Origin of the sequence: Pseudomonas sp. (genome assembly GCF_050739935.1) — a bacterium.
Taxonomy (GTDB): Bacteria; Pseudomonadota; Gammaproteobacteria; order Pseudomonadales; family Pseudomonadaceae; genus Aquipseudomonas.
In genome coordinates this window covers 21,094-45,560 of sequence record NZ_JBOICF010000031.1, presented here as the reverse complement: position 1 = coordinate 45,560, position 24,467 = coordinate 21,094, and the positions used below count along the sequence as shown (strand labels likewise).

At 58.7% G+C, this 24,467-nt stretch carries 24 protein-coding genes; 9 read left to right on the top strand and 15 right to left on the bottom strand.

Features of this window, described 5'->3' with window-relative positions; genetic code table 11:
• Nucleotides 1-82 precede the first annotated feature (82 nt).
• The 5 genes from ACRER8_RS05120 to murJ all read right to left on the bottom strand — a co-directional run bounded on the left by ACRER8_RS05120 (nt 83) and on the right by murJ (nt 6,479).
• Nucleotides 83-535 (bottom strand): FKBP-type peptidyl-prolyl cis-trans isomerase, encoded by a 453-nt coding sequence (locus ACRER8_RS05120; RefSeq protein ID WP_431745267.1) that lies wholly within the window; start codon nt 533-535, stop codon nt 83-85.
• Nucleotides 528-1,043 carry a signal peptidase II gene (gene lspA / locus ACRER8_RS05115; RefSeq protein ID WP_431745266.1) on the bottom strand — a complete coding sequence of 172 codons (516 nt, stop codon included), beginning with the start codon at nt 1,041-1,043 and terminating at the stop codon, nt 528-530. Before lspA ends, ACRER8_RS05120 begins: the two co-directional genes overlap by 8 nt.
• Nucleotides 1,036-3,867 (bottom strand): isoleucine--tRNA ligase, encoded by a 2,832-nt coding sequence (gene ileS, locus ACRER8_RS05110; protein WP_431745265.1) that lies wholly within the window; start codon nt 3,865-3,867, stop codon nt 1,036-1,038. Before ileS ends, lspA begins: the two co-directional genes overlap by 8 nt.
• A 13-nt stretch (nt 3,868-3,880) precedes the next feature.
• Nucleotides 3,881-4,816 (bottom strand): bifunctional riboflavin kinase/FAD synthetase, encoded by a 936-nt coding sequence (gene ribF, locus ACRER8_RS05105; RefSeq protein ID WP_431745264.1) that lies wholly within the window; start codon nt 4,814-4,816, stop codon nt 3,881-3,883.
• A gap of 118 nt (nt 4,817-4,934) precedes the next feature.
• Nucleotides 4,935-6,479: a murein biosynthesis integral membrane protein MurJ gene (gene murJ, locus ACRER8_RS05100; protein WP_431745263.1), complete on the bottom strand. Its 1,545-nt coding sequence runs from the start codon at nt 6,477-6,479 to the stop codon at nt 4,935-4,937.
• A gap of 250 nt (nt 6,480-6,729) precedes the next feature.
• Between murJ and rpsT the strand changes: the two genes are divergently transcribed.
• The gene (gene rpsT / locus ACRER8_RS05095) at nt 6,730-7,008 is read left to right on the top strand and encodes a 30S ribosomal protein S20 (RefSeq protein ID WP_007924739.1); all 279 of its coding nucleotides are present in this window, start codon (nt 6,730-6,732) and stop codon (nt 7,006-7,008) included.
• Nucleotides 7,009-7,264: 256 nt separating this feature from the next.
• On the opposite strand, the gene ACRER8_RS05090 is transcribed toward rpsT, so the two are convergent.
• The 5 genes from ACRER8_RS05090 to rplU form a co-directional block, all read right to left on the bottom strand.
• Nucleotides 7,265-7,741 carry a CreA family protein gene (locus ACRER8_RS05090; protein WP_431745262.1) on the bottom strand — a complete coding sequence of 159 codons (477 nt, stop codon included), beginning with the start codon at nt 7,739-7,741 and terminating at the stop codon, nt 7,265-7,267.
• A 28-nt stretch (nt 7,742-7,769) separates the two neighbouring features.
• Nucleotides 7,770-8,888: a glutamate 5-kinase gene (gene proB / locus ACRER8_RS05085; RefSeq protein WP_431745261.1), complete on the bottom strand. Its 1,119-nt coding sequence runs from the start codon at nt 8,886-8,888 to the stop codon at nt 7,770-7,772.
• Nucleotides 8,889-8,972: 84 nt separating this feature from the next.
• Nucleotides 8,973-10,196, bottom strand: coding sequence for an Obg family GTPase CgtA (gene cgtA / locus ACRER8_RS05080; RefSeq protein ID WP_431745260.1), 1,224 nt, complete (start codon nt 10,194-10,196; stop codon nt 8,973-8,975).
• A 351-nt stretch (nt 10,197-10,547) separates the two neighbouring features.
• On the bottom strand, nt 10,548-10,820 hold the full coding sequence (gene rpmA, locus ACRER8_RS05075; protein WP_062378791.1) for a 50S ribosomal protein L27: 273 nt from the start codon (nt 10,818-10,820) through the stop codon (nt 10,548-10,550).
• Nucleotides 10,821-10,856: 36 nt separating this feature from the next.
• Complete coding sequence (gene rplU / locus ACRER8_RS05070) at nt 10,857-11,171, bottom strand: 50S ribosomal protein L21 (protein WP_110946962.1); 315 nt, start codon at nt 11,169-11,171, stop codon at nt 10,857-10,859.
• A 241-nt stretch (nt 11,172-11,412) separates the two neighbouring features.
• Between rplU and ACRER8_RS05065 the strand changes: the two genes are divergently transcribed.
• Nucleotides 11,413-12,381 (top strand): polyprenyl synthetase family protein, encoded by a 969-nt coding sequence (locus ACRER8_RS05065; protein ID WP_431745259.1) that lies wholly within the window; start codon nt 11,413-11,415, stop codon nt 12,379-12,381.
• 321 nt (nt 12,382-12,702) lie between these two features.
• Nucleotides 12,703-12,945: a PA4570 family protein gene (locus ACRER8_RS05060; RefSeq protein WP_166598370.1), complete on the top strand. Its 243-nt coding sequence runs from the start codon at nt 12,703-12,705 to the stop codon at nt 12,943-12,945.
• Between the two features lie 93 nt (nt 12,946-13,038).
• On the opposite strand, the gene ACRER8_RS05055 is transcribed toward ACRER8_RS05060, so the two are convergent.
• The 4 genes from ACRER8_RS05055 to ACRER8_RS05040 form a co-directional block, all read right to left on the bottom strand.
• Nucleotides 13,039-13,656 carry an FKBP-type peptidyl-prolyl cis-trans isomerase gene (locus ACRER8_RS05055; protein ID WP_431745258.1) on the bottom strand — a complete coding sequence of 206 codons (618 nt, stop codon included), beginning with the start codon at nt 13,654-13,656 and terminating at the stop codon, nt 13,039-13,041.
• 237 nt (nt 13,657-13,893) lie between these two features.
• Entirely contained in the window at nt 13,894-14,382 is a 489-nt protein-coding gene (locus ACRER8_RS05050) for a TIGR00645 family protein (protein ID WP_037015447.1), read from the bottom strand.
• A gap of 183 nt (nt 14,383-14,565) precedes the next feature.
• Nucleotides 14,566-14,898, bottom strand: coding sequence for a hypothetical protein (locus tag ACRER8_RS05045; protein WP_431745324.1), 333 nt, complete (start codon nt 14,896-14,898; stop codon nt 14,566-14,568).
• Between the two features lie 185 nt (nt 14,899-15,083).
• Nucleotides 15,084-17,516, bottom strand: a complete 2,433-nt coding sequence (locus tag ACRER8_RS05040) for a Lon protease family protein (RefSeq protein ID WP_431745257.1) — start codon at nt 17,514-17,516, stop codon at nt 15,084-15,086.
• Nucleotides 17,517-17,798: 282 nt separating this feature from the next.
• On the opposite strand from ACRER8_RS05040, the gene ACRER8_RS05035 reads away from it, so the two are divergent.
• Nucleotides 17,799-18,287: a DUF3015 domain-containing protein gene (locus ACRER8_RS05035; RefSeq protein ID WP_110946501.1), complete on the top strand. Its 489-nt coding sequence runs from the start codon at nt 17,799-17,801 to the stop codon at nt 18,285-18,287.
• Between the two features lie 91 nt (nt 18,288-18,378).
• Nucleotides 18,379-20,238: a DUF4105 domain-containing protein gene (locus ACRER8_RS05030; RefSeq protein ID WP_431745256.1), complete on the top strand. Its 1,860-nt coding sequence runs from the start codon at nt 18,379-18,381 to the stop codon at nt 20,236-20,238.
• A gap of 156 nt (nt 20,239-20,394) precedes the next feature.
• Here the strand turns inward: ACRER8_RS05030 and ACRER8_RS05025 are convergent, their stop codons facing one another.
• A complete protein-coding gene (locus tag ACRER8_RS05025) occupies nt 20,395-20,592 on the bottom strand; it encodes a heavy-metal-associated domain-containing protein (protein WP_431745255.1) in 198 nt (65 codons plus the stop codon).
• 169 nt (nt 20,593-20,761) lie between these two features.
• On the opposite strand from ACRER8_RS05025, the gene ACRER8_RS05020 reads away from it, so the two are divergent.
• The 4 genes from ACRER8_RS05020 to cueR all read left to right on the top strand — a co-directional run bounded on the left by ACRER8_RS05020 (nt 20,762) and on the right by cueR (nt 24,440).
• Nucleotides 20,762-21,142: a hypothetical protein gene (locus ACRER8_RS05020; protein ID WP_431745254.1), complete on the top strand. Its 381-nt coding sequence runs from the start codon at nt 20,762-20,764 to the stop codon at nt 21,140-21,142.
• Between the two features lie 354 nt (nt 21,143-21,496).
• Nucleotides 21,497-21,739 carry a hypothetical protein gene (locus tag ACRER8_RS05015; RefSeq protein WP_431745253.1) on the top strand — a complete coding sequence of 81 codons (243 nt, stop codon included), beginning with the start codon at nt 21,497-21,499 and terminating at the stop codon, nt 21,737-21,739.
• Nucleotides 21,740-21,843: 104 nt separating this feature from the next.
• Nucleotides 21,844-24,042, top strand: coding sequence for a heavy metal translocating P-type ATPase (locus tag ACRER8_RS05010; RefSeq protein ID WP_431745252.1), 2,199 nt, complete (start codon nt 21,844-21,846; stop codon nt 24,040-24,042).
• Complete coding sequence (gene cueR, locus ACRER8_RS05005) at nt 24,039-24,440, top strand: Cu(I)-responsive transcriptional regulator (RefSeq protein WP_431745251.1); 402 nt, start codon at nt 24,039-24,041, stop codon at nt 24,438-24,440. The genes ACRER8_RS05010 and cueR overlap by 4 nt, the downstream gene beginning before the upstream one ends.
• Nucleotides 24,441-24,467 lie beyond the last annotated feature (27 nt).

Sequence of the window (24,467 nt, the reverse complement as noted above, 5' to 3'; positions counted from 1 at the left end):
GATGTGCCTCGTGTCTACGCGCAATGAAACATAAAAACGAAAAGGCCCCGAGCAGTGCCGGGGCCGATCAGACGCCAGACAATCAGAGCGCCTTCACCTCGAAGATTTCCACTTCGAAGGTCAACGTCTTACCGGACAGCGGGTGATTGAAGTCAACGGTCACCTGATCGTCATCGAACGCCTTCACTACGCCCGGCAGCTCAGTATTGGCCGCATCATTGAAGATCACCAGCAAGCCTTCGGCCAGCTCCATGTTCTGGAACTGCGAACGCGGCATGATCTGCACGTTTTGCGGATTGGGCTGACCAAAGGCGTTTTCCGGCGGCACTTCGATTCTGCGCTTGTCGCCAGCCTTGAAGCCGAAAATCAGCGCCTCGAAACCCGGCAACAGACTGCCGTCGCCGACCTTGAACGTGGCCGGAGCTTTGTCGAAGGTGCTGTCGACGGTATCGCCGTTTTCCAGGTACAGAGCGAAATGCAGGGTAACTTCCGTGTTCTGACCGATGCGTGTTTCTTGAGTGGCGTGTTCAGTCATGAACGGGCTCTCCGGTTTTCTTGCTCTTGAACATGTCCAGAGCAAGCATGATCGCGCCTACAGTGATCGCACTGTCGGCAAAATTGAAGGCTGGGAAACGCCAGCGATAGTCCCAATGGACCAGCACGAAGTCGATGACGTGGCCAATCGCGATACGGTCGTACAGGTTACCCAGCGCGCCGCCCAGCACGAGTGCCAAGGCAATCGCCAGCCAGGTCTCGTTACGTCCCAAGCGCTTGAGCCAGACCACCAGCACCGCGCTGACCACGACGGCGATCAGTGCGAACAGCCAGCGCTGCCAGCCGGAGCTGTCAGCCAGAAAACTGAACGCAGCGCCGGTGTTGTAGGCCAATGTCCAGCTGAAGTAGCTGGGTATGACTACGATTTCCTGATAAAGGCTCAGATTGGTTTCGAAGTAAAGCTTGCTGGCCTGATCGATGATCACAACCAGCACACTCAACCACAGCCAGCTTAGACGGCCCATGCGGCCAGCCGACGCATTAGGCATAGTGACGAACCTCGCCCACACCGCTGATGTTGTCGACACAACGACCGCAGATTTCCGGATGCTCGGCGTGCACGCCGACGTCTTCGCGGAAGTGCCAGCAACGTGCGCACTTGGTGTAACCGGACTTGACCACTTTCAGCTTCAGGCCCGCCACTTCGGTGACCACGGCATCGGCCGGGGCATTGGCGAATGGCGCCATGCTGGCCTTGGAGGTGATCAGCACGAAACGCAGTTCGTCGCCCAGCTTGTTCAGATCGCCAGTCAGGTCATCTTCGGCGTAGAGGGTTACTTCGGCCTGCAGGTTACCGCCGATGGCTTTCGCCGCACGCTGGTTTTCCAGTTCCTTGTTGACCGCAGTCTTGACCGCCATGATCCGCTCCCAGTAGGCGCGGTCCAGCTCGATGCCTTCCGGCAGCTCGCTCAGGCCTTCATACCAGGTGTTGAGCATGACCGAGTCGTTTCGCTCGCCCGGCATGTACTGCCACAGCTCGTCGGCGGTGAACGCCAGGATCGGGGCAATCCAGCGAACCAGCGCTTCGGAGATGTGGAACAGCGCGGTCTGGCAGGAACGACGGGCTTTGCTGTTGGCACCCGTGGTGTACTGCCGGTCCTTGATGATGTCCAGATAAAAACCGCCCAACTCCTGCACGCAGAAATTGTGCACTTTCGAATAGACATTCCAGAACCGATATTCGCCGTAGTGCTCTTCCAGCTCGCGTTGCAGCAGCAGGGCGCGATCGACGGCCCAACGGTCCAGTGCCAGCATTTCTTCGGCAGGCAGGATGTCGGTCGCCGGGTTGAACCCGCTCAGGTTGGAAAGCAGGAAGCGCGCGGTGTTGCGAATGCGACGGTAAGCGTCGGCGCTGCGCTGCAGGATGGTTTCCGAAACGGCCATTTCGCCTGAGTAGTCGGTAGCCGAAACCCACAAACGCATGATGTCGGCGCCCAGAGTATCGTTGACCTTCTGCGGCGCGATGACGTTACCCAGCGACTTCGACATCTTGCGGCCGTTCTCGTCCACGGTGAAACCGTGAGTCAACAGCTCGCGGTACGGCGCGTGATTGTCGATGGCGCAACCGGTCAGCAGCGACGAGTGGAACCAGCCGCGGTGCTGGTCGGAACCTTCCAGGTACAGGTCGGCGCGCGGACCGCTTTCGTGGCCCATTGGGTGCGAACCGCGCAGGACATGCCAGTGCGTGGTGCCCGAATCGAACCAGACGTCCAGAGTGTCGGAGATCTTGTCGTACTGCGGCGCTTCATCGCCCAGCAGTTCGGCAGCATCCATCTTGAACCAGGCTTCGATGCCTTCGTTCTCGACGCGCTTGGCGACTTCTTCCATCAGCTCGACAGTGCGTGGATGCAGCTCGCCACTCTCCTTGTTCAAGAAGAACGGGATCGGCACGCCCCAGTTACGCTGACGGGAGATGCACCAGTCAGGACGGTTGGCGATCATCGAATGCAGACGCGCCTGGCCCCAGGCTGGTACGAACTTGGTATCTTCGATGGCCTTGACGGCACGGTTGCGCAGGGTATCGCCCGACACCGGCTCTTTGTCCATGCCGACGAACCACTGCGCCGTAGCGCGGTAGATCAGCGGGGTTTTGTGGCGCCAGCAGTGCATGTAGCTGTGTGAGATGGTTTCGGTGTGTAGCAGCGCACCGACTTCCTGCAGCTTGTCGACGATGGCTGGATTGGCCTTCCAGATGAACTGGCCGCCAAAGAATTCCAGCGACTGCGCGTAAACGCCGTTGCTCTGAACCGGGGTCAGGATATCGTCGTTGACCATGCCATACGCCTTGCAGGTCACGAAGTCGTCCACGCCATAGGCCGGAGCCGAGTGAACCACACCGGTGCCAGCGCCCAGTTCGACGTACTCGGCCAGATAAACCGGCGACAGGCGCTCATAGAAGGGATGGCGGAAGTTGATCAGCTCCAGAGCGGTACCTGGAGCGGTGGCCAGTACCGAACCTTCAAGATTCCAGCGTTTGAGACAGGCTTCGACCAGCTCTTCGGCCAGCACCAGCAGCTTGTCGCCAACGTCGACCAGCGCATAGTTGAATTCAGGGTGAACGTTGAGCGCCTGGTTGGCCGGGATGGTCCACGGGGTAGTGGTCCAGATCACGATGGCGGCAGGTTTGCTCAGGCTCGACAGGCCAAAAGCAGCGGCGAGTTTGTCTGCGTCGGCAACCGGGAAGGCAACGTCGATGGTCGACGACTTCTTGTCTTGGTATTCGACTTCCGCTTCAGCCAGGGCCGAGCCGCAATCGAAGCACCAGTTCACAGGCTTGAGGCCCTTGAACACGAAACCGTTCTTGACCATTTCCGCCAGCGCACGGATTTCCCCGGCTTCGTTGACGAAGTCCATGGTGCGATACGGGTTGGCCCAATCGCCCAGCACGCCCAGGCGAATGAACTCGGCCTTCTGGCCTTCGATCTGCTCGGCGGCATACGCACGGCACAGTTCGCGGGTCTTGTCCGCAGGCAGGTTTTTGCCATGGGTGACTTCGACCTTGTGCTCGATTGGCAGACCGTGGCAGTCCCAGCCCGGAACATAAGGCGCGTCGAAGCCCGACAGGGTCTTCGAGCGGACGATCATGTCCTTGAGAATCTTGTTGACCGCATGACCGATGTGGATGTTGCCGTTGGCGTACGGAGGACCGTCGTGCAGAACGAACTTCGGACGATCCTTGCCAATTTCGCGCAGCTTCTGGTACAGGCCAATGCTGTCCCAGCGCTGCAGAGTTTGCGGCTCGCGCTGGGGCAGGCCGGCCTTCATCGGGAAGGCGGTGTCCGGAAGATTAAGCGTGGCTTTATAGTCGGTCATTTCAGGCTCTAAATTAGCGGTTGACCATGCCCCAATGGGCACGGGCGGCAGCGACATCCGCATCGATCGCCGTCTTAAGCGCCTCAAGCGAGGCGAAACGCTGCTCATCACGCAGCTTTTGGTGGAAGACCACCGTCAGGCGCCGGCCATAGATATCACCGGCAAAGTCCAGAAGATGTATTTCAAGGTGGGGACGTCCATCCCCTGCCACCGTCGGTCGCACGCCAATGTTGGCGACACCCGGCCAGACCTTGCCGTCGATTTCGGCACTGACCAGATACACCCCGGTCAACGGCACGCGACGGCGTTTGAGCTGCACGTTGGCAGTGGGCGTACCCAGCTGACGCGCAAGCTTCTGGCCATGCAGGACACGGCCGGAAATCTCGAAGGGCCGGCCCAGCAGTTGCTCGGCCAGGGCAAAATCACCGGCGGCCAAGGCGTTACGCACCTGGGTGCTGCTGACGCGTACGCCGTCGATTTCCACGGTTTGCGCGGCTTCAACGGTGAAGCCTTTTTCGGCGCCGACCTTTTGCAGGAAATCGAAATCCCCTATCCGGTCACAGCCAAAACGGAAGTCGTCACCGACCTCCAGATGTTTCACATGCAGGCCGTCGATCAAAACGGTGTCGACGAACTCTGCCGCGCTCAGCTTGCTCAAGCGCTGATTGAACGCCAGGCAGAGCACCATATCGACGCCCTCGGCAGCCAGCAGATCGAGCTTGTCGCGCAGACGTGCCAGGCGCGCAGGCGCGGTTTCCGGCGCAAAGAACTCCCGCGGCTGCGGTTCGAAAATCACGACGCAACTGGGCAGGTCCAATTCGACGGCACGCTCGCGCAGTCGCGCCAGGATAGCCTGGTGACCACGATGAACGCCGTCGAAATTGCCAATGGTGGCGACGCAGCCCCGATGCTGGGGGCGCAGATTGTGAAGGCCTCGAACCAGCTGCATAACGCGCTTCTTGCTCATAAAGTGGCCGATTATAACCACACACCGCCCTCAACGACAGGCGACACATTCAGCCAGACAGCAACAATCGGCATTAACCGGCAAAAACCGACGATTGATCCTACATGATCGCCTTGCGGGCGAAATCTTTCAGACGAAAGCCCAACAGCAACAACATGCCGAAATACGCCACCACACCCGCAGCCACCAGTCCACCCAACCGGATGAAACGCTCGAGCATCTGCCCGTCGGACCAGGATGGCATCACGTACATGAGGCCCAGCAGCACGGCGGACATCACCGAAACCGCCACCACCAGCTTGACCAGAAATACCGGCCAGCCCGGTTGCGGCTGGTAGAGATCCTGGCGGCGCAACTGCCAGAACAGCAGCAAGGCATTCAGACAGGCGCCCATGCTGATCGCCAGTGCCAGCCCCGCATGGGCCAGATGCACACCGTAAACGAAAAGCACGTTGAACAGCTGAGTCACTATGAGGGTGAAGATGGCGATTTTCACCGGGGTGCGAATATTTTGTTGGGCATAGAAGCCCGGCGCCAGCACCTTGATCACGATGATGCCCAACAAGCCCACGGCATAGCCGATCAACGCGCGCTGGGTCATCGCGGCATCGACAGCATCGAACTTGCCGTACTGAAACAGTGAAACGGTCAATGGCTCAGCCAGCAGCCCCAGAGCCAGCGTGCAGGGCAGGACCAGCACGAAACATAGACGCAGCCCCCAATCGAGAATCCGCGAATACTCGTGGCGATCCCTGCTGGCGTAGGTCTTGGACAGAATCGGCAGCAGAATCGTCCCCAATGCCACGCCCAACACGCCCGAAGGCAACTCCATCAGACGGTCGGCGTAGTACATCCAGGACACCGAACCGGCCACAAGAAAGGAGGCAAAAATCGTGTTGATGATCAGCGAAATCTGACTTACCGAGACGCCGAGCATCGCCGGCAGCATCTGTTTCATCACGCGCCAGACGCCGGTATCCCGCAGATTCAGCCGAGGCAAGACCAGCATGCCGATCTTCTTTAGATGCGGCAGTTGATACAGCAATTGCAGCAAACCACCCGCCAGCACCGCCCAACCCAACGCCATGACCGGCGGATGGAAATATGGGGTGAGGAACAGCGCGAAGAAGATCATCGCGAGGTTAAGCAGCGTCGGCACGAACGCCGGCACCGAAAAACGGTTCCAGGTATTGAGGATCGCCCCGGCCAGCGAAGACAGCGAGATCAGCAATATATAAGGAAAGGTCACGCGCAGCAGATCGGACGTCAGCTGGAATTTTTCCGGCGTGTCGGCAAAGCCCGGCGCCGTGGCCCAGATCACCCAAGGCGCAAAGAGGATGCCCAGCACCGTTACCAACGCCAGCGCCAGGGTCAGAAGACCTGTGACATAAGCGACAAAGGTGCGGGTAGCCTCCTCTCCCTGCTGGCTTTTATATTCGGCAAGAATCGGCACGAAAGCCTGAGAGAACGCGCCCTCGGCAAAAATTCGCCGCAGTAGATTCGGCAATTTGAAGGCAATGAAGAAGGCATCTGTCGCCATCCCTGCCCCGAATGCCCGGGCGATGATGGTGTCTCGGATAAAACCCAGAACCCGCGAAAGCATTGTGATAGAGCTGACGGCGGCAAGCGATTTGAGGAGATTCATCTAAAGGTTATGCGCCCGACCAAAGGAAGCGCCAAAGCGCGTTCCATTTATGCGATACTCCGCGCCGCAAAACAGCACTGAGCCAAAACCCGCGAGTTTACAGGTCGTACGCCGGAAAGAAATATCCTCGGCATCACACGCCGACCACTCAGCGGAACGCATCAACTGCCCTTGACAAGCATCAAACTCATCGGCATGATTCGCGGCCTATTTTGTTAGCTATTTCCCAAGTCTTTCGAGGAGCTCGACGGTGGCCAACTCACCTTCCGCCAAAAAACGTGCAAAACAGGCTGAGAAGCGTCGCAGCCACAACGCCAGCCTGCGTTCCATGGTTCGTACCTACATCAAGAACGTAGTCAAAGCCATCGACGCAAAAGACGCTGAAAAAGCGCAAGCTGCTTATGTTCTGGCTGTGCCAGTTATCGACCGTATGGCCGATAAAGGCATCATCCACAAGAACAAAGCTGCTCGCCATAAAGGTCGCCTGAATGGCCACATCAAGGCTCTGAACCTTGCTGCTGCTGCCTAAGCGATCCGCTTGTTAAAAAACCGACCTCAGGGTCGGTTTTTTATTGCCTGGAATTTACCATCGCCCAAACCTGCAGGAGCCGGCTTGCTGGCGAATGCGAAGTAACAGACAACTCATCCGAGGCTGACCCGACGCGCTCGCCAGCAAGCCGGCTCCTTCAGGCTTGCGGCGCTTGAGAGTTTTGCGTACACACGCTCCGCTGTAGCGGTCAGGCCTCCCGGCGGCAGCGATCCTACGGACGCTACCATCCCAGGAATTACGGACCGGGAGCAGGCGCTGGCGCCCACGGCAGGATTGGAATCGCCGTCACCGCATTCTGCGGACTGCCTTCGATGATCCGGTCGCTGTAGACCAGGTACACCAGCGTGTTCCGCTTCTTGTCGAGGAAGCGCACAACCTGCATGGTCTTGAACACCAGCGACGTGCGCTCCTTGAACACCTCGTCGCCATCCTTGAGCTCCTCCTTGAAATGGATCGGCCCAACCTGGCGACAAGCGATAGATGCCTCAGCGCGATCTTCCGCCAGCCCCAGCCCACCCTTCACGCCGCCAGTCTTGGCACGAGACAGATAGCAGGTCACACCATCAACCTTTGGATCGTCGAACGCCTCGACCACGATCCGGTCGTTAGGGCCGACGAACTTGAACACCGTCGACACCTGCCCGATCTCTTCCGCTGATGCCAGCAAGGGCAGCACCAGCAGCGCACCCAGTATTCCCCTCACGACTCGCATTGCAGCTTCCTTATCAAGAGAGTCCGATTCAAACCAGAATCAGGTTGTCACGATGAACCAGCTCTGGCTCAGCCATATAACCCAACTCCTTGACGATGGCGTCGGATGGCTGACCAATGATCTTCTGCGCTTCGAGCGCGCTGTAATTACTGAGGCCACGGGCGATCTCGCGGCCATTCGCGGCGACACACACCACCATTTCGCCGCGACGAAAGCTGCCCTGAACCAGCTTCACACCTACCGGCAACAGGCTTTTGTTGCTATCGGTGAGCGCCTTGACCGCGCCATCGTCCAGCACCAGCGTGCCGCGAGTCTGCAGGTGGCCAGCCAACCACTGCTTGCGAGCCGCCAGCATGCCGCGCTCCGGCGACAGCAGCGTACCCAGCTGTTCACCGGCCTTGAGACGCGCCAGCACGCGCTCGATGCGACCACCGACGATCACCGTGTGCGCGCCCGAACGCGCAGCCAGACGCGCCGCACGCAGCTTGGTCTGCATACCGCCACGCCCCAGCGCGCCGCCCGTACCACCAGCAACAGCATCCAGCGCGGGGTCGTCGGCGCGAGCTTCGTAGATCAACTGAGCTTCAGGGTTGTTGCGCGGATCAGCATCGAACATGCCGTCGCGGTCAGTGAGGATGACCAGCAGATCGGCCTCGACCAGATTCGCCACCAGTGCAGCCAGCGTGTCGTTGTCGCCAAAACGAATCTCGTCGGTGACGACGGTATCGTTTTCGTTGATCACCGGCACGACACCCAACTCCACCAGCGTACGCAGCGTACTTCGGGCATTCAGGTAACGCTTGCGGTCGGACAGGTCGTCATGGGTCAGCAGAATCTGTGCGGTGTGGCGGTCGTGCTCGGCAAAGCTGGATTCCCAGGCCTGCACTAGGCCCATTTGACCTATCGCCGCAGCCGCTTGAAGCTCATGCATGGCACTCGGTCGTGCAGTCCAGCCCAGGCGACTCATTCCGGCAGCCACTGCGCCGGACGAAACCAGGACCAGTTCGACGCCTGCCTCATGCAGCGCCACCATCTGCCCGACCCAAACACCCATCGCGTTGCGGTCAAGACCCTTGCCGTCCGCTGTCAGCAGCGCACTTCCGATCTTCACAACCCAACGCTGGGCACCTGTCACCTTGCTCCGCATGATCTTTCAACCTTAAGCCAGAGAGTACGAATTCGACATACTAAAACGCCGCTATTAAGCGGCGTTGTAGTTTACTTCACTGAGTCACTCACGGACGTAAATGATTTCCGGACCGTCTTCATCGTCCACATCTTCTTCATCCCAATCGTCGTCGCCGATGTCATGCACACTCTTCACGCCGCTACGGCGCAGAGCACGCTGATCATCCAGTGCCTGCAACTGGGCACGCGCCTCGTCTTCGATACGCTGATCCAGCTCGGCCAGCTCTTCGGCATAAGCCGGGTCATTGGCCAGACGATCGGCGCGATCTTCGAGATAACGCATGATGTCGTGACTCAGGCGATCGGTGCCTTCTTTGGCAATGGCCGAGATCACGTAAACAGGCCCCGTCCAGCCAAGCCGATCGATGATCTCCTGCTTGCGCTCTTCATGCTCTTCTTCGAGGATCTGATCGCACTTGTTAAGCACCAGCCAACGATCACGATCCGCCAGCGCAGGGCTGAACTTGATCAGTTCATTGACGATGACTTCCGCGGCATCCGGCGCGCTGCTTTCATCCAGCGGCGCCATGTCGACGAGATGCAGCAACAGCCGGGTACGCGCCAGGTGCTTGAGGAAGCGGATACCAAGACCGGCGCCGTCCGATGCACCCTCGATCAGACCCGGGATGTCGGCGATGACGAAACTCTTCCAGCGATCGACGCTAACCACACCCAGGTTCGGTACCAGCGTGGTGAACGGGTAGTCGGCGACCTTCGGCTTGGCGGCCGAAACGGAACGGATGAACGTGCTTTTGCCAGCATTCGGCAAACCGAGCAGACCCACGTCAGCCAGCACTTTGAGTTCCAGCTTCAGATCACGCTGTTCGCCTGGTTTGCCAGGCGTGGTTTGACGTGGCGCGCGGTTGGTGCTGGATTTGAAACGGGTATTGCCCAGACCGTGCCAACCGCCCTGCACCACCAGCAGGCGCTGACCGGCTTTGGTCAGGTCGCCGATGATTTCCTGGGTACTGGCGTCGATCACAGTGGTACCGACCGGAACGCGCAGAACCAGATCTTCACCCTTACGACCGGTGCAATCGGTGCTGCCGCCATTGGAGCCACGCTCGGCGTCAAAGTGACGGGTGTAGCGGTAGTCGACCAGCGTGTTGAGGTTTTCGTCAGCGATCATGTAGATCGAGCCGCCGTCACCACCATCACCGCCGTTGGGACCACCGTTTTCGATGAATTTTTCGCGACGGAAACTCATGCAACCGTTGCCGCCGTCACCGGCCTTCACTCGAATGGATACTTCATCAACAAATTTCATAACGCACGCCTCCCGTCACAAAGACGAGCAAACAACATAAATTCATAAGGCTCTTGCAAAGATGAGCGTTGCGATACCGATCAAAAACCAGCGACTTCACACCACAACGGCCCACACAAACAGCTTTGCAAGAGACTCACCAAAACCAAACCTTTTACAAACGAAAAAGCCCTGTCGTCGACAGGGCTTTTCAGCTCAGACACCTTGAAAGCTACTGCGCTCGACAATACTGCGTTAAAAACAGGATCGGAATGAGGGCCAAAGTTGAACGCAACCCCGGCCATTCCTCGCCTGTTTTTGCCTTGTCTTGCCTTCGCTCGTAACGCTTTCAAAAAGCCTAAGACTGCAAGATCACGCCGCGACTTCTGCTTTCGGCACGATGCTTACATAGCGACGACCGAAGGCGCCTTTAACCTGGAACTTGATCACGCCTTCGACTTTAGCGAACAGGGTGTGATCCTTGCCCATGCCAACGCCGTAGCCAGCGTGGAATTGGGTACCGCGCTGACGCACGATGATGTTGCCCGGAACGATTACCTGGCCGCCGTACATCTTGACGCCAAGGCGTTTGGCTTCTGAGTCGCGACCGTTACGGGTACTACCACCAGCTTTTTTGTGTGCCATGAGTTCAATACTCCTATTAGGGTATCAGGCTGAAATTCAGGCCTGGATACCGGTGATTTTGATCTCGGTGAACCACTGGCGGTGGCCCATACGCTTCATGTGGTGCTTACGACGACGGAACTTGATGATGCGGACTTTATCGTGACGACCCTGGGAGATCACTTCAGCCACAACGGTAGCGCCTGCAACAACTGGAGCGCCGATATTGACGTCGTCGCCGTTGGCAACGAGCAATACGCGGTCAAAAGTAACGGATTCGCCAGTGGCGACTTCCAGTTTTTCGATTTTCAGGTATTCACCTGGGGCGACTTTGTACTGCTTGCCACCGGTAACGATTACTGCGTACGACATGGTATTTCTCCGAAAATCCTGCTCACCCAGCGCTTTATAAGAAGAGTGTCGGCTGGCATGGCTGCATGAAGCTGGAAAGGCTCGACATGCAATTGCGTAAGGCAGGTGCTGCCCAGGAAAGTTAGGGTGCGCGATTGTACGCAAGCCGCGAGCGCCTTGCAAGCGGCCGTACGTCACGCCTTGACAGGGTGGGGCCTGCAACCTAGCATGCCGCGCAACCCTTCTGGAGCACGTCTCGCTGATGCAACCCCAAGCCTTCTACCGCGCTGTGGCGGACGACTTTACAGCCGTCGACCACATTATCAAGAAGCAGCTGACATCGCGCGTGCCGCTGGTCTCGAAAATCGGCGACTACATTACCTCCGCTGGCGGCAAACGCCTGCGCCCACTGCTGGTGCTCCTGTGCGGCAAGGCACTGGGCAGCGGCGGTGATGATCTGCGCCTGCTGGCGGCCACCATCGAATTCCTGCACACCGCGACCCTGCTGCACGACGACGTCGTCGATATGTCCGGCATGCGTCGTGGGCGTTCGACCGCAAACGCCATGTGGGGCAACGCGCCAAGCGTTCTGGTCGGTGACTTCCTTTATTCGCGCTCTTTCGAAATGATGGTCGAGCTGGGTTCGATGCCGGTGATGCAGATTCTCTCCAAGGCGACTCGCGTCATCGCCGAGGGTGAAGTGCTTCAGCTATCGAAGGTCCGTGACGCCAGCACCACCGAAGAAACGTACATGGAAGTGATTCGCGGCAAGACAGCCATGCTGTTCGAAGCCTCGACCCACAGCGCTGCGGCCCTCGCCAACGCAAACCATGACCAGAGCGAAGCCCTGCGCACATTCGGCGATCACCTGGGCATCGCATTCCAGCTGGTCGACGATCTGCTCGACTATCGCGGCGATGCCGAGACCATGGGCAAGAACATCGGTGACGACCTTGCCGAAGGCAAGCCGACCCTGCCGCTGATCTACACCATGCGCGAAGGCACGCCAGAACAGGCCGCTTTGGTGCGCAAGGCTATCCAGAAAGGTGGCCTGGAAGATCTCGAAAGCATCCGTGAAGCGGTCGAGAACTCTGGCTCGCTGGATTACACAGCCAAGCTGGCCCGTGACTATGCGGCCCGTGCCATCGCCTGCCTGGACGTGCTGCCGGCCAGCGAGTACCGCGATGCACTGATCGAGTTGAGCGAGTTTGCGGTAGCCCGTACGCACTGATCAGCATCCCGCTCACCGAAAAGCCCGTTCATGTGACGGGCTTTTTTGTGACTGGCGTTTGACCCGGACCTCCGGTCCCCCGAGATCAACCGTAGGAGCAGGCTTGCTGGCGAAGGCGGCGCGTCAGACACGCAACTTTCTGCTGACACGACGCCTTCGCCAGCAAGCTGGCTCCTACAGGGTTTGCGGTACTTGGCGATTCAGAAAGATCCGTATGACCCAGATCAACCTCACCACCAAAATGCGAATTAATCTCAAATAGATCCTTGCTATTCCACAGATAAGAATTATTCTCATTGAAATCTTTCAAGGAGAACGAACATGACGTATCTGATCGACGCCTGGCTGGATCGACCACACCCTTACCTGCGAATCCTGCACCGCGAAACCGGCGAGGTCTGCGCCGTGTTGGAAGAAGACGCTCTGGACGAGTTGCGGGATCAGGGGGATCTGGACGTGAACAGCCTCAGTTCATGCGAACCGGGGATTCAAAAGGAGATGGTGCGCAGCCTGTTTCTGTTCTGCTATGCCCGAGCCTTGCGCCCGGCGTGTGAGCTTCACTAATGCGGTCATTGAAAACAACGTTGCCGAGTGAACAGCGACAGTCCACCCGGCAACGATCTGCTTGGAGCTTAAAACTTACCGCTTATAGCTGCATCACAGAACGTCGAGCAGCTCGACGTCGAACACCAGAACGCTGTGCGGCGGGATGCTACCCACGCCTTGAGCGCCGTAGGCCAGTTCGCTAGGAACGTACAGGCGCCATTTACTGCCGGCCTTCATCAGTTGCAGGGCTTCAGTCCAGCCAGCGATCACGCCACCGACCGGGAATTCAGCAGGCTCACCACGATCGTAGGAGCTGTCGAATACAGTGCCGTCGATCAGCATGCCGTGGTAGTGAGTACGCACGTTGCTTTCGCGGGTTGGCTGAGCGCCTTCGCCTGCGGTGATGACCTCGAATTGCAGACCCGATTCCAGCGTGGTCACGCCTTCACGCTTGGCGTTCTTGGCCAGATATTCCTTGCCAGCGCCAGCAGCAGCTTCTGCTTTGGCAGCTGCTTCGGCTTGCATGATGTCGCGGATGACTTTGAAGCTGGCCGCCATTTCTTCCTGGCTGACGCGGCTCGGCGTGCCGCCGAAAGCGTCGGTCAGACCGGCCAGAATGGCGTCCAGGCTGATACCCGGCGGAGGATTGTCACGCAATTGGTCGCCCAACTGACGGCCAATGCCGTAGCTGACGCGCGTTTCGTCGGTGGACAGATTGACTTCGGACATGATGCTGCTCCGCTTATAGAGCGTCCTGGGACGCCCTGAACCAAAAGGCCGAGCAGCCTAGCACATCTGCCCCCACCACCCTAGGCAGGCAACCCGTCCTGCTCAAACGGGCGTGCGCATCAGCGCGGTCATTGGTGTATCTGTCCCCTATTGCACGTCGCTTACTGTTGGAACCTGCTTGCTGGCTCCTACAAGGATTCCGTTAAACGCAGCAGAATCCTCGCAACAACAGCCGGATCAATGCTTGGTCAGCTTATCCAGATACCCCATCGCAAACGCCGACACCACGAAGGTCATGTGGATGATCACGTACCACATCAGGTATTGGGGTTCGATGTTCTTGGCGTCCATGAACACCCGCAGCAGGTGAATGGAAGAGATGGCGACGATGGACGCGGCGACTTTCATCTTCAACGACGAAGAATCCATCTTGCCAAGCCAGTTGAGCTTTTCCTTGTCTTCGTCTATGTCCAGCTGCGAAACGAAGTTCTCGTAGCCCGAGATCATCACCATGACCAGCAGTCCACCGACCAGCGCCATGTCAATCAGCGATAGCAGCACCAGAATCAAGTCGGACTCGGCCAGCGAAAACACATTGGGGATGACGTGAAATATTTCCTGGAAGAACTTAAGCGCCAGCGCCAGCAATCCCAGAGACAAACCAAAGTAGATCGGCGCCAGCAACCAGCGCGACGCGTACATGGCATTTTCGATAAAACGTTCCATTGAAACTCACAGATAATTGAAAGCCCGCGAGTATAGGGTCAAGACGGATGGGCACAAGCCATTACGACAAAACCTGAAACAATTGACTGACGCGGAGCACGGCTGAGTGCTATCGACGAATTCCGCGCGACAACCCTGAGCAACGGGAAAACCACGCGGCGCTCGTCGATGCGTTACAGCGTGTCAGTTGACCGGGGAGGTTCGCTGACCGTGACACGCGTCAGCATTGATCCTTCGCAACTCACCTTGCAGATGAAGGCTCCAGATCGGTATTTCTTCCGCTGTCTGATATCCATGAAGGAGCAGACTCTCGGCGATTGCATCCAGAACGGACTCCGCTGCGACCGGACCATGAAACGGCCCCTGAGCTTTTAATGCGGAAGGTTGCTCTCCGGACATTCCGGCGGCAAACAGCAAGGTCCACATCCCGCTGTCGCCGGACAGTGGGCGAATCACACATTCGATACGGGTCACCAGACCCAGGCATTGGCGAGTAAGACAGAGGCTGCGCGGCATGGCGAGCTCCTCATTGATTGCAGTATTCATTCCCTTGAAACGGCGAAGGAAACGCGTCAGTCCTTTTGACAACTGCTGCAGCTCGACAATATCGAAGAAATACCCCACAGGAAAAGCGTAAAAACAAAAAGGGCGCCGAATGGTCATTTTGCCATCAAGCGCCCTGTTTCATTGACGTCAAACGGTTAACTTTTCAGTTCTGGCTGTAATTGTGGCGCCTCTTTTTCGAGCTCTTTGAGGTCTTCTTCGCTGAGCATTTCAGCGATATCGCGCAGACGGTCCACCACTCGGCCGTTTACCGAGTTTTCCGGGAATTGGCCGTCTTCATCTGCCTCACCGACAGCCTCACCCACCAGCAGGCTCAAGGCCTCATCCACCTGCCGAACGGCATAGACGTGGAATTGCCCGGCGCGCACGGCTTGCAACACACGTTCATCGAGCATCAACGTGGCGACGTTGGCTTGTGGAATGATCGCGCCCTGATCACCTGTAAGACCTCGCGCTTCACAGAGCCGGAAAAAGCCCTCGATCTTCTCGTTCACCCCACCGACAGCCTGCACTTCACCGAACTGGTTGATGGAGCCGGTGATGGCGAAGCACTGCTTGAGCGGGGTTTTCGACAGCGCGGAAATCAGCGTACAGACCTCACCGAGCGATGCGCTGTCGCCGTCCACATAACCGTAGGACTGCTCCAGTGCGATGCTCGCTGAAATAGCCAACGGGAATTCCTGCGCGTAGCGACTGCCCAGATAACCGGTGAGGATCATCACACCCTTGGAGTGGATCGGCTGACCGAGATTGACCTCACGCTCGATGTCGACGATGCCGCTGCCTCCCGGATACACCGTGGCGGAAATCCGCGCGGGCACACCGAAGGCCGAATCGCCGACTTCCAGCACCGTCAGCCCGTTGCACTTGCCAACCGCCGCGCCTGCGGTGTCGATGAGGATGATACCGGCGAGCATGTCGTCGAGAATCCGTGCCGACACCCGACCGGTGCGCGTGGCCTTGGCCTTGAGCGCGCGCTCGATATGACCTGCATCGGTACGCTCGTCATTGGCCAGGCTGCGAATGAAATCCGCCTCGCTGACCAGCTGAAACAGATCGCCGATACGCGCCGACAAGCGCCCCTGATGTTCGGCCAGACGGGCGCTGTAAGTTGCCAGACGCGCCACGGCATCGGCAGTCAACGGCGCCATGCCCTCTTCCGAAGTGCGAGTCTTGAGCAACTGGGCGAACTGCTCCAGGCTCTCGTCTACCATTGGAATGTCTTCGTCGAAGTCCACCAGCACCCGGAACATCTCCTGGAAGTCCGGATCAAGGTCCTGCAGCGTGTAATACAGCGAACGAGCGCCGATGATGATGACCTTGACCTGCAACGCAATGGTCTGCGGGGTCAGCGTCACAGTGGCGATGCGGCCTAGCTCGCCCAGCGGCGACTCCATCTTCAGCTTGCGCGATTGAAGGGAGCGCTTGAGGGCGTCCCACACGAACGGCTCGCTGAGCATCTTCTCGGCTTCCAGAATCAGGAAGCCGCCGTTGGCGCGATGAAACGCGCCCGGACGCAGCTGACGATAAGTGGTGTAAAGCGCGCCCTGATCGGTGCTGTACTCGATGCGCCCGAAGAGGTTGTCGTAGGTCGGATGCGGCTCGAACACCACAGGCGCCCCGCCGCTGGCAGAGTGACCGACCACCAGGCTCGGGCAGTATTGCTCTTCCAGCAGTTTGCGCGCCTGGGCGTCGGTCTTGCTGTCGTCGACCAGTTGCTCGACCACGGTTTTCAGCAGATTGACCTGCATGGCCTGCAAATAGGCACACACAGCGGCGTTCTCGGCGTACTGCTCGGATAACGGCGCCAGCAACGGTTGCAATGCCAGAATGATGGTTTCTTCATTCAACTGGCGCATTTGGTTATTAGACTCGCGCTTCCACTGCGGCAGGCTGGCGAGCTCCTCGTTGAGACGTTCTTCCAGTGCCGAAATATCGGTGTGGAAACGCTCGCGTTCGGCGTCCGGCAATTGTGAAAACTCGGCCTCGTCCAACGCCTTGCCTTCCAGCATCGGGGTGAACGCGATGTTGGTGCTGTCGCGGTAAAGGGCGATGTCTTTTTCCAACGCCAGACGCTCGATCACATCCAGGGCACGGTCGTAGCGCTGGTTGAATGCACGGTCGATGGAGCTTTTCTTTTGCTGGTAGGACGGATGCTCGAACACTGCAGGAAAAGTCGACAGCAAGTTGTCGATCAGTCCGTTTATGTCCGCGATGAACGAGCTGGCGCTGCCTGGGGGCAATTCTACTGCGCGAGGCTCACGTGATTCGTCGAAATTATTGACGTAGACCCAGTCCGACGGGGTCTGCATGCGCTTGCCCTCGGCCTTGAGGTAGCGCTTGACGAAGGAGAAGCGGCCAGTGCCAGGCTCTCCCATGACGAACACGTTGTAGCCGGGGCGCGGCATGGCGACCCCGAACTGTAAGGCCTCGACCGCTCGTTCCTGACCGAGCACGCCGCGAAAGGGTTCCAGATCGTTGGTTGTCGTGAAGCTGAACTGTTCAGCGGAAAAGGGACGGGTAAGCGCCTCAGGCGCAAGTCGCAAGCTGGCAGCAACAGGATCGGGCATCGGACATCCTTACATCACGCGGGGCAGATGGGGGCATTCTGGCGCTCGCCGCACCAGACTGGCAAGGCAAGAACCACCGGAATGTTTTTCTGCCTGACGAAGCCTCCGACGGTTCCAATGTGCGGTGCCCTACATTGAATAAACAGTAATTACCTACGGAACATTCAGATCGTGCCTAAACTCCAAGCTGCGCGGTCGGTAACAATTTAAATAACCGGCCCGTCCTGACGCCTGTACTGGTCAGGAATCCGACCCTTGGTTGAAACAACAGAGACTAAAGCTATGAAACGGATTCTTCTTGGTACTCTCCTCGCCGCTGCATCCCTGAATGCCATGGCTCAAGCTCCTGGCGGTCCAGATTGCGGCTGGGGCAACTTGCTGTTCGAAGGGCAACGCGGCACTCCAGCACACTTCCTCGCATCCACCACCAACGGTACTTCCGGTAATGCCACATTCGGCATGACCTCGGGCACCAACGGTTGCTCCACCAATAGCGCGCTGACCTACGGCGGCAAGTCCTGGTTTGCCATGAACGGCATGATGGACGAGCTTTCCAAAGACATGGCCATGGGCCAAGGCGAAGCACTGACCACCTATGCGGTCGTGCTGGGCGTTGCACCGGAAGACCGTGCGCATTTCGCCGCAGTCACCCACGAGCACTATCAGCAGATCTTCAACAAGGCGGACGCCACGGCTGAAGACGTTCATACCAACACCATCGACGTACTGAAGAACGATCCGGCTCTGGCCAAATACGCAACTCAAGCCTAAAGTCGTGCCACCTGCCTCCCTCCCGGGAGGCAGGATTTCAATGCTTCCTCTACTTGAATACTTCCGTCTACTTTTGATTAGTTGCCACTCTATGCTCAAACGCCTTGCCTGGCTGGCGCTCTGTGTCTGCGCCCCGCTGTATGCCGCGCCTCACGTCGATAACAGTCGTTTGCAGCAACTGGCCGATTCCAGGTTCTGGATCTCCATCGGCCACTACGAATCCGGCAAGCTCGGCGGCTGGCGCAGCTATGTCGACGATCCGAAATTCTTCCTCGCCGTAGATGGCGCCCACGACCCGAAAGCCGAACTCGCAGCAACGCTCGAAGCGATCTATCGTCCGGTGGTTCAGGGCAAGGAAGACCAGCATCCGCAGTGTGTCTACCCTTCTCGCACGCGTTTTTTGCGCGACGAGTTGAAGCTCACCGACCTGCCTGCAGTGGACTGCAAGGAATTCAACAAATGGTTCTCTGATGTGGCGCCGGACAGCACCGTGCTGATCTTTCCCGCCGCGTACCTCAACAGCCCATCATCGATGTTCGGACACACGTTGCTGCGAATCGACCAGGCTGACGTGCAGGCCAACAAGACAGCCCTGCTCAGCTACGCCATCAACTTCGGCGCCTATATCGAAGGCTCCGACAACAGCATTCTTTACGCCTGGAAGGGCCTGATGGGCGGCTACCCCGGCCTCTTCGCGCTGGTGCCGTATCAGGAAAAACTTTCCGAGTACCGTAGTCTCGAGAACCGCGACCTGTGGGAATACCGGCTGAATCTCACGACGGAAGAAACCCGGCGCATGGTCGAGCACGTGTGGGAACTCAAACAGATCCGCTTCGGTTATTTCTTCTTCGACGAAAACTGCTCCTACCGCTTGCTGGAGCTGTTGCAGGTCGCGCGTCCGAGCCTGAATCTGACACCTCAGTTTCGTCTGACCGCGATCCCCACCGACACCGTGCGCGCGGTAAAAGACGCAGGGCTAGTGGAGAAGATCGACTATCGCCCATCCAAGGAGCGTGAATTGCTGAGTCGCGCCGAGCCGCTGAGCCATGACGAGAAGCAATGGGTGCTCAAGGTCAGCGCCGATCAGCAGCAGATGCAGAGCCCCGAGTATCTGGCTGTGCCTAAGGATCGTCGCGCGTTGATTCAGGATGCCGCGTACCGGCTTGAACGGTACCGCGCCAATGGCGAAGAACGTGATCCAGTGCGTTCGCAACGCAGTTACGATTTGCTGCGGGCGATCAGCACCAATCCGCCTCCCGCGCTGGAGATTGAGCGTCCGGGCCTGACGGAAGACGGTCACGAGTCGCGCACATGGCAGTTGGGCGCCGGCACCCGCGATGACAAGGCATTCGCTGAATATGGCCTGCGCATGGCCTATCACGATCTGAACGACAACGCTTATGGCTTCCCGCTGGGCGCGCAGATCGAGATTCTGCAACTGAAGCTGCGCCAGTATGAGAACAACAAATGGCAAGTGCAGCGTCTGGATCTGGCCACCATTCGCTCCCTGACTCCGCGTAACGAACTGCTGCAACCCTGGTCGTGGCAAGTGGCCGGCGGGCTTGAGCGCGTGCTGGGCAAGCATGGCGACGAGAATCTGGTCAGCCATGTCAATGGCGGCGCGGGCGGGACCTGGAAGCTGGGCGACGATGTACTGGGCTTCGCGCTGGGTACCGTGCGTATCGAACACAACAATGACTTCGACGCGCTGGTTTCACCGGCTGCAGGCTTCAATACCGGGGTTCTGTGGAGTAATCCGCTGGGCAACCTGAGTCTTGAGACCAAGGGCGATTACTTCACCAATGGCGAAGTGCGGCGCAACATCAGTCTGAATCAGCAGTGGGAGTTGTCGCGAAATCTGGGCCTGCGATTGAGTGCACAGCGTGAGTTCAGTCAACTGACCTCGCCAGTGAATGAGGTGATGCTGGAATTGAAGTGGTATCACTATTGAGGCGATGTGCGTTGCGCATCATCTGTAGCAGCACGGCTTGCCGGCGCGGGATCCCTGTAGGAGCGAATTCATTCGCGAGACGTCGGCATGACCGACAGATTCATGTCGGACGTACGGCCCTCTCTCGCATGAATTCGCCCACAGGTCCTTTTTCAATCACGCCACCTTCGCGCTATAGCCCTCTTCCTCGATCAGCCCAATCACCTGCTCGGCGGCCAACTGGCTCTGCACCGACACCTCCCCCTTGGCCAGATCGATCTGCACATTCGCTGCCGGATCTTTACCCTTGATCGCGTTGGTGACCGCTTTAACGCAGTGCCCGCAGGTCATGCCTTGAACGTTGAATAGTTGCATGTCGTGACTCCTCGGTTGAGTAGCTGCCCACGGGGGTGAGACAGCAGGTTGTCGCAATCTTCGACCTTCCCCCCGTGACAAGGTCAAGTTTTCGTTGAATCTGCCGGGCTGGTATTCGTCGAGGCTCTGAGCCAAAGTGTTTCATCAACGAACATCAGGAGAGTCGGCCATGGGCTGGTCTGCCTTTCGCATCGCAGGTTTTCTTGGCCTGCTGGCTTCCGCATCCTGGGCTCAGGCCGATCAGGATTATGGCGTGCTTATCATTTCTCGCGAACGGCTGGAGGTCGCTACGCCGTGCGAGATTGGCATCTTCCTGCAGGATCAACTGGTAGGGCGTCTGTTCCAAGAGGAATCAGCCTCCTTCAATCTCCCGGCTGGCGATCAATCCGTGCGTCTGCGGGTGCTGCCTTCGCAAATGCCCGGCTGCTCGCCGGGCATCGAGGCGCAAAACAACACGCGTCTGCACATCAATGCCGGAGACATCCTCAAATACCGTATCGCTTCCGGGCCTAATGGCATGTACCTCAAGCGCGCTGATCTGAATTACTGAAATAGTGTGGCGTCGCGAAACCTGTGGCTCACCGCGCGCCGCTGTAGGAGCCGGCTTGCTGGCGAACACGCTGGGTCAGGCGAACCTACCGCGTTCGCTCTAGGCTGCGTCGGTCGCTGAGTGTCAGCGGTCGGGTTTAGCAGCCTGATTTCTTACAAGCACTGCGATAGCGCCGTTATGGTCGCTTTGCGCGGGCACCTTCGGGTGCGCCGGGTGCTTGTGACCGGTCTGCTAACCCGCTGCCAAAGCCCCCACCTTCTTTCGTTTAGCAGCGACTGGAGGTGGGCCATCCTCACAAGAGATAGAAAATGAAAAATCACCCCCGACCGAGCCAACAAGTTCCTTGAAGAATCCTTGGCCGATGTCGCCGGCCTGTTGCGTTGTGCCACGGCGACGGCCTGTGAAAGCGCCGAAAACCTGACCGGCGTCAAACGCGACCTCGTCCACCTGCTCGACATGGCCAGAGCTGTCGTCGACCGGTCGCTGGATCAGATGGGGTCCGCTGACAGCACCACCCACCGTAGGAATGAGTTGCTCGCGATGGGGCAGTTGTCATGCCTGAATCGACGCCTATCGCGAGAAAGCTCAGTCCTATAGTCAGATGTCCCCAACCATCGGGCATCGGCTAAAAACCGAGACTTGACCTTACCAACGTGGCAAGGTTGATCCTTGTCGGCAATCGCTTACAAGGAGTGCCCGGAATGTCCCGTCCCGAAACGTTCGATCTACCGATCACCGGCATGACTTGCGCCAGTTGCGCGGGTCGCGTCGAGCGTGCTTTGCGAAAAGTCCCGGGCGTAAAGAACGCCACTGTCAACCTCGCCAATGAACGCGCGCATGTGGAAGTCCTTGAGCACATTGATCCGGCCAGCCTGCTAGCCGCGGTCGATAAAGCAGGCTATGGCGCCAGCCTGCAGCAGGACCCTGCCGTTCAGGAGTCTAACCAGCTCAAACGCCACGACAGCGAACGCTGGCATCTCATTCTCGCCATCGTGCTGGCGTCGCCACTGATCCTGCCGATGCTCCTGCAACCCCTGGGCGTGCACTGGATGCTGCCTGCGTGGGTGCAATTTTTGCTGGCGACGCCAGTGCAATTCCTCCTTGGCGCGCGCTTCTATGTGGCCGCCTTCAAGGCCGTGCGCGCAGGGGCCGGGAACATGGATTTACTGGTCGCGCTAGGCACCAGTGCAGGGTATGGCTTGAGCATCTATCAATGGCTCGCCACCCCGTCCGGAAGCATGCCGCATCTTTACTTCGAAGCCTCTGCCGTCGTCATCGCCCTGGTTTTACTGGGCAAATACCTTGAAAGCAGCGCCAAACGCCAGACCGCCAGCGCGATTCGGGCGCTACAGGCATTGCGTCCGGAGCGGGCGATTCAGGTCATTGAAGGTCAAGAAAGGGATGTCGCGATCAACGCGCTGAAAGTCGGCGATCTGGTAGTGGTCAAACCCGGCGAGCGTTTTCCGGTGGACGGCGAGGTTATCGAAGGCCGGAGCCACGCCGATGAGGCGTTGATCAGCGGTGAAAGCTTGCCGATCGCCAAACAACCCGGCGACAGGGTCACGGGCGGGGCCATCAATGGCGAAGGCCGTTTATTAGTGCAGACCCAGGCGCTGGGCGCAGAGACGGTGCTGGCGCGCATCATCCGGCTCGTGGAGGACGCGCAGTCTGCCAAGGCACCGATTCAGAAGCTTGTGGATAAGGTCAGCCAAGTATTTGTACCTGTCGTCCTGCTGCTGGCGATTGCGACGCTGATTGGTTGGCTACTGACAGGCGTGTCGCAGGAAACCGCGTTGATCAATGCCGTCGCCGTACTGGTCATTGCTTGCCCCTGCGCATTGGGCTTGGCCACCCCCACCGCCATCATGGCCGGCACTGGCGTCGCGGCGCGTTACGGGATTTTGATCAAGGACGCCGAAGCTCTGGAACGCGCTCATGAGGTCAGCGCCGTAGTGTTCGACAAAACCGGTACGCTGACATCCGGTACGCCGCGCATCGCGCATCTGATCGCGTTAAACAACGACGATGACACTCTGCTGCAAATGGCGGGCGCGCTGCAGCGGGGCAGTGAGCACTCATTGGCCAAGGCGGTGCTGGACATGGTCAATGAACGCAGCTTGAAACTTGAAGATGTGACCAACAGCCGCTCGCTGGCTGGACGCGGCATCGCCGGTACATTGCAAGGCCGCGAACTGGCGCTGGGCAATCATCGCCTGCTGGAAGAAAGCGGCCTGACCCCTGACGCCCTCGCCGAAACGGCGCAACAGTGGGAAGCCGAAGGTCGCACCCTGTCCTGGCTGATCGAACTGAGCCCGCAACGGCAGGTGCTCGGCCTGTTCGCCTTTGGTGACACGCTCAAGCCCGGCGCTGCGCAAGCCGTCGAGCAACTGATCGCGCGACACATCAGCACCCACCTGCTGACAGGCGATAACCGCGGCAGCGCCAGGGTCGTGGCGCAGGCGTTGGGCATCGACGACGTACACGCCGAAGTCCTGCCTGCCGACAAGGCGGCCACGGTGGTAGCGCTGAAAAAAAACGCGGTGGTAGCGATGGTCGGCGACGGCATCAACGACGCCCCGGCCCTCGCCGCTGCCGATATTGGCATTGCCATGGGCGGCGGCACCGACGTCGCCATGCACGCCTCGGGCATCACCCTGATGCGGGGCGACCCACGGCTGATCCCCGCTGCGCTGGACATCAGCCGCAAGACCTACGCCAAGATCCGCCAGAACCTGTTCTGGGCGTTCGTCTATAACCTGATCGGCATCCCGCTCGCCGCGTTCGGGCTGCTCAACCCGGTGCTGGCAGGCGCGGCAATGGCACTGTCCAGCGTCAGTGTCGTAAGCAATGCCTTGCTGCTGAAAACCTGGAAACCGAAGGACACGGGAGACACGCCATGAACATCGGCCAAGCCGCCAAAAGCAGCGGCCTCAGCGCGAAGATGATCCGCTACTACGAATCCATCGGCCTGCTCCACGCAGCCCACCGCACTGACAGCGGTTATCGGCTGTACGGCAAGGACGACCTGCACACCCTCGCCTTCATCAAACGCTCGCGGGATCTGGGGTTTTCGCTGGAAGAGGTCAGCAAGTTGCTGACCTTGTGGCGGGACAAAGGGCGAGCGAGCGCCGATGTCAGAGCCCTCGCGCGTCAGCATATTAATGAGTTGAATCAGAAGATCGCCGAACTCGCGGGCCTGCGGGATACGTTGCAGGATCTGGTGGAACATTGTCAGGGGGATGATCGGCCGGACTGCCCGATTCTCAAGGATTTGGAATCGGGCGGATGTTGCCTGTGAATGAACTCAATCACGGGCGCGCCGGAG

Coding starts and splice junctions, on each gene's coding strand:
- ACRER8_RS05030 (WP_431745256.1), top strand. CDS start 18,379: ATGCTCAAACGCCTTGCCTGGCTGGCGCTCTGTGTCTGCGCCCCGCTG.
- ACRER8_RS05055 (WP_431745258.1), bottom strand. CDS start 13,656: ATGTCCGAAGTCAATCTGTCCACCGACGAAACGCGCGTCAGCTACGGC.
- ACRER8_RS05090 (WP_431745262.1), bottom strand. CDS start 7,741: ATGCGAGTCGTGAGGGGAATACTGGGTGCGCTGCTGGTGCTGCCCTTG.
- ACRER8_RS05060 (WP_166598370.1), top strand. CDS start 12,703: ATGACGTATCTGATCGACGCCTGGCTGGATCGACCACACCCTTACCTG.
- cgtA (WP_431745260.1), bottom strand. CDS start 10,196: ATGAAATTTGTTGATGAAGTATCCATTCGAGTGAAGGCCGGTGACGGC.
- rplU (WP_110946962.1), bottom strand. CDS start 11,171: ATGTCGTACGCAGTAATCGTTACCGGTGGCAAGCAGTACAAAGTCGCC.
- proB (WP_431745261.1), bottom strand. CDS start 8,888: ATGCGGAGCAAGGTGACAGGTGCCCAGCGTTGGGTTGTGAAGATCGGA.
- ACRER8_RS05025 (WP_431745255.1), bottom strand. CDS start 20,592: ATGCAACTATTCAACGTTCAAGGCATGACCTGCGGGCACTGCGTTAAA.
- ACRER8_RS05050 (WP_037015447.1), bottom strand. CDS start 14,382: ATGGAACGTTTTATCGAAAATGCCATGTACGCGTCGCGCTGGTTGCTG.
- ACRER8_RS05065 (WP_431745259.1), top strand. CDS start 11,413: ATGCAACCCCAAGCCTTCTACCGCGCTGTGGCGGACGACTTTACAGCC.
- ACRER8_RS05010 (WP_431745252.1), top strand. CDS start 21,844: ATGTCCCGTCCCGAAACGTTCGATCTACCGATCACCGGCATGACTTGC.
- murJ (WP_431745263.1), bottom strand. CDS start 6,479: ATGAATCTCCTCAAATCGCTTGCCGCCGTCAGCTCTATCACAATGCTT.
- ACRER8_RS05040 (WP_431745257.1), bottom strand. CDS start 17,516: ATGCCCGATCCTGTTGCTGCCAGCTTGCGACTTGCGCCTGAGGCGCTT.
- ribF (WP_431745264.1), bottom strand. CDS start 4,816: ATGCAGCTGGTTCGAGGCCTTCACAATCTGCGCCCCCAGCATCGGGGC.
- ACRER8_RS05045 (WP_431745324.1), bottom strand. CDS start 14,898: ATGCCGCGCAGCCTCTGTCTTACTCGCCAATGCCTGGGTCTGGTGACC.
- ACRER8_RS05020 (WP_431745254.1), top strand. CDS start 20,762: ATGGGCTGGTCTGCCTTTCGCATCGCAGGTTTTCTTGGCCTGCTGGCT.
- cueR (WP_431745251.1), top strand. CDS start 24,039: ATGAACATCGGCCAAGCCGCCAAAAGCAGCGGCCTCAGCGCGAAGATG.
- ACRER8_RS05035 (WP_110946501.1), top strand. CDS start 17,799: ATGAAACGGATTCTTCTTGGTACTCTCCTCGCCGCTGCATCCCTGAAT.
- lspA (WP_431745266.1), bottom strand. CDS start 1,043: ATGCCTAATGCGTCGGCTGGCCGCATGGGCCGTCTAAGCTGGCTGTGG.
- rpmA (WP_062378791.1), bottom strand. CDS start 10,820: ATGGCACACAAAAAAGCTGGTGGTAGTACCCGTAACGGTCGCGACTCA.
- ACRER8_RS05120 (WP_431745267.1), bottom strand. CDS start 535: ATGACTGAACACGCCACTCAAGAAACACGCATCGGTCAGAACACGGAA.
- ileS (WP_431745265.1), bottom strand. CDS start 3,867: ATGACCGACTATAAAGCCACGCTTAATCTTCCGGACACCGCCTTCCCG.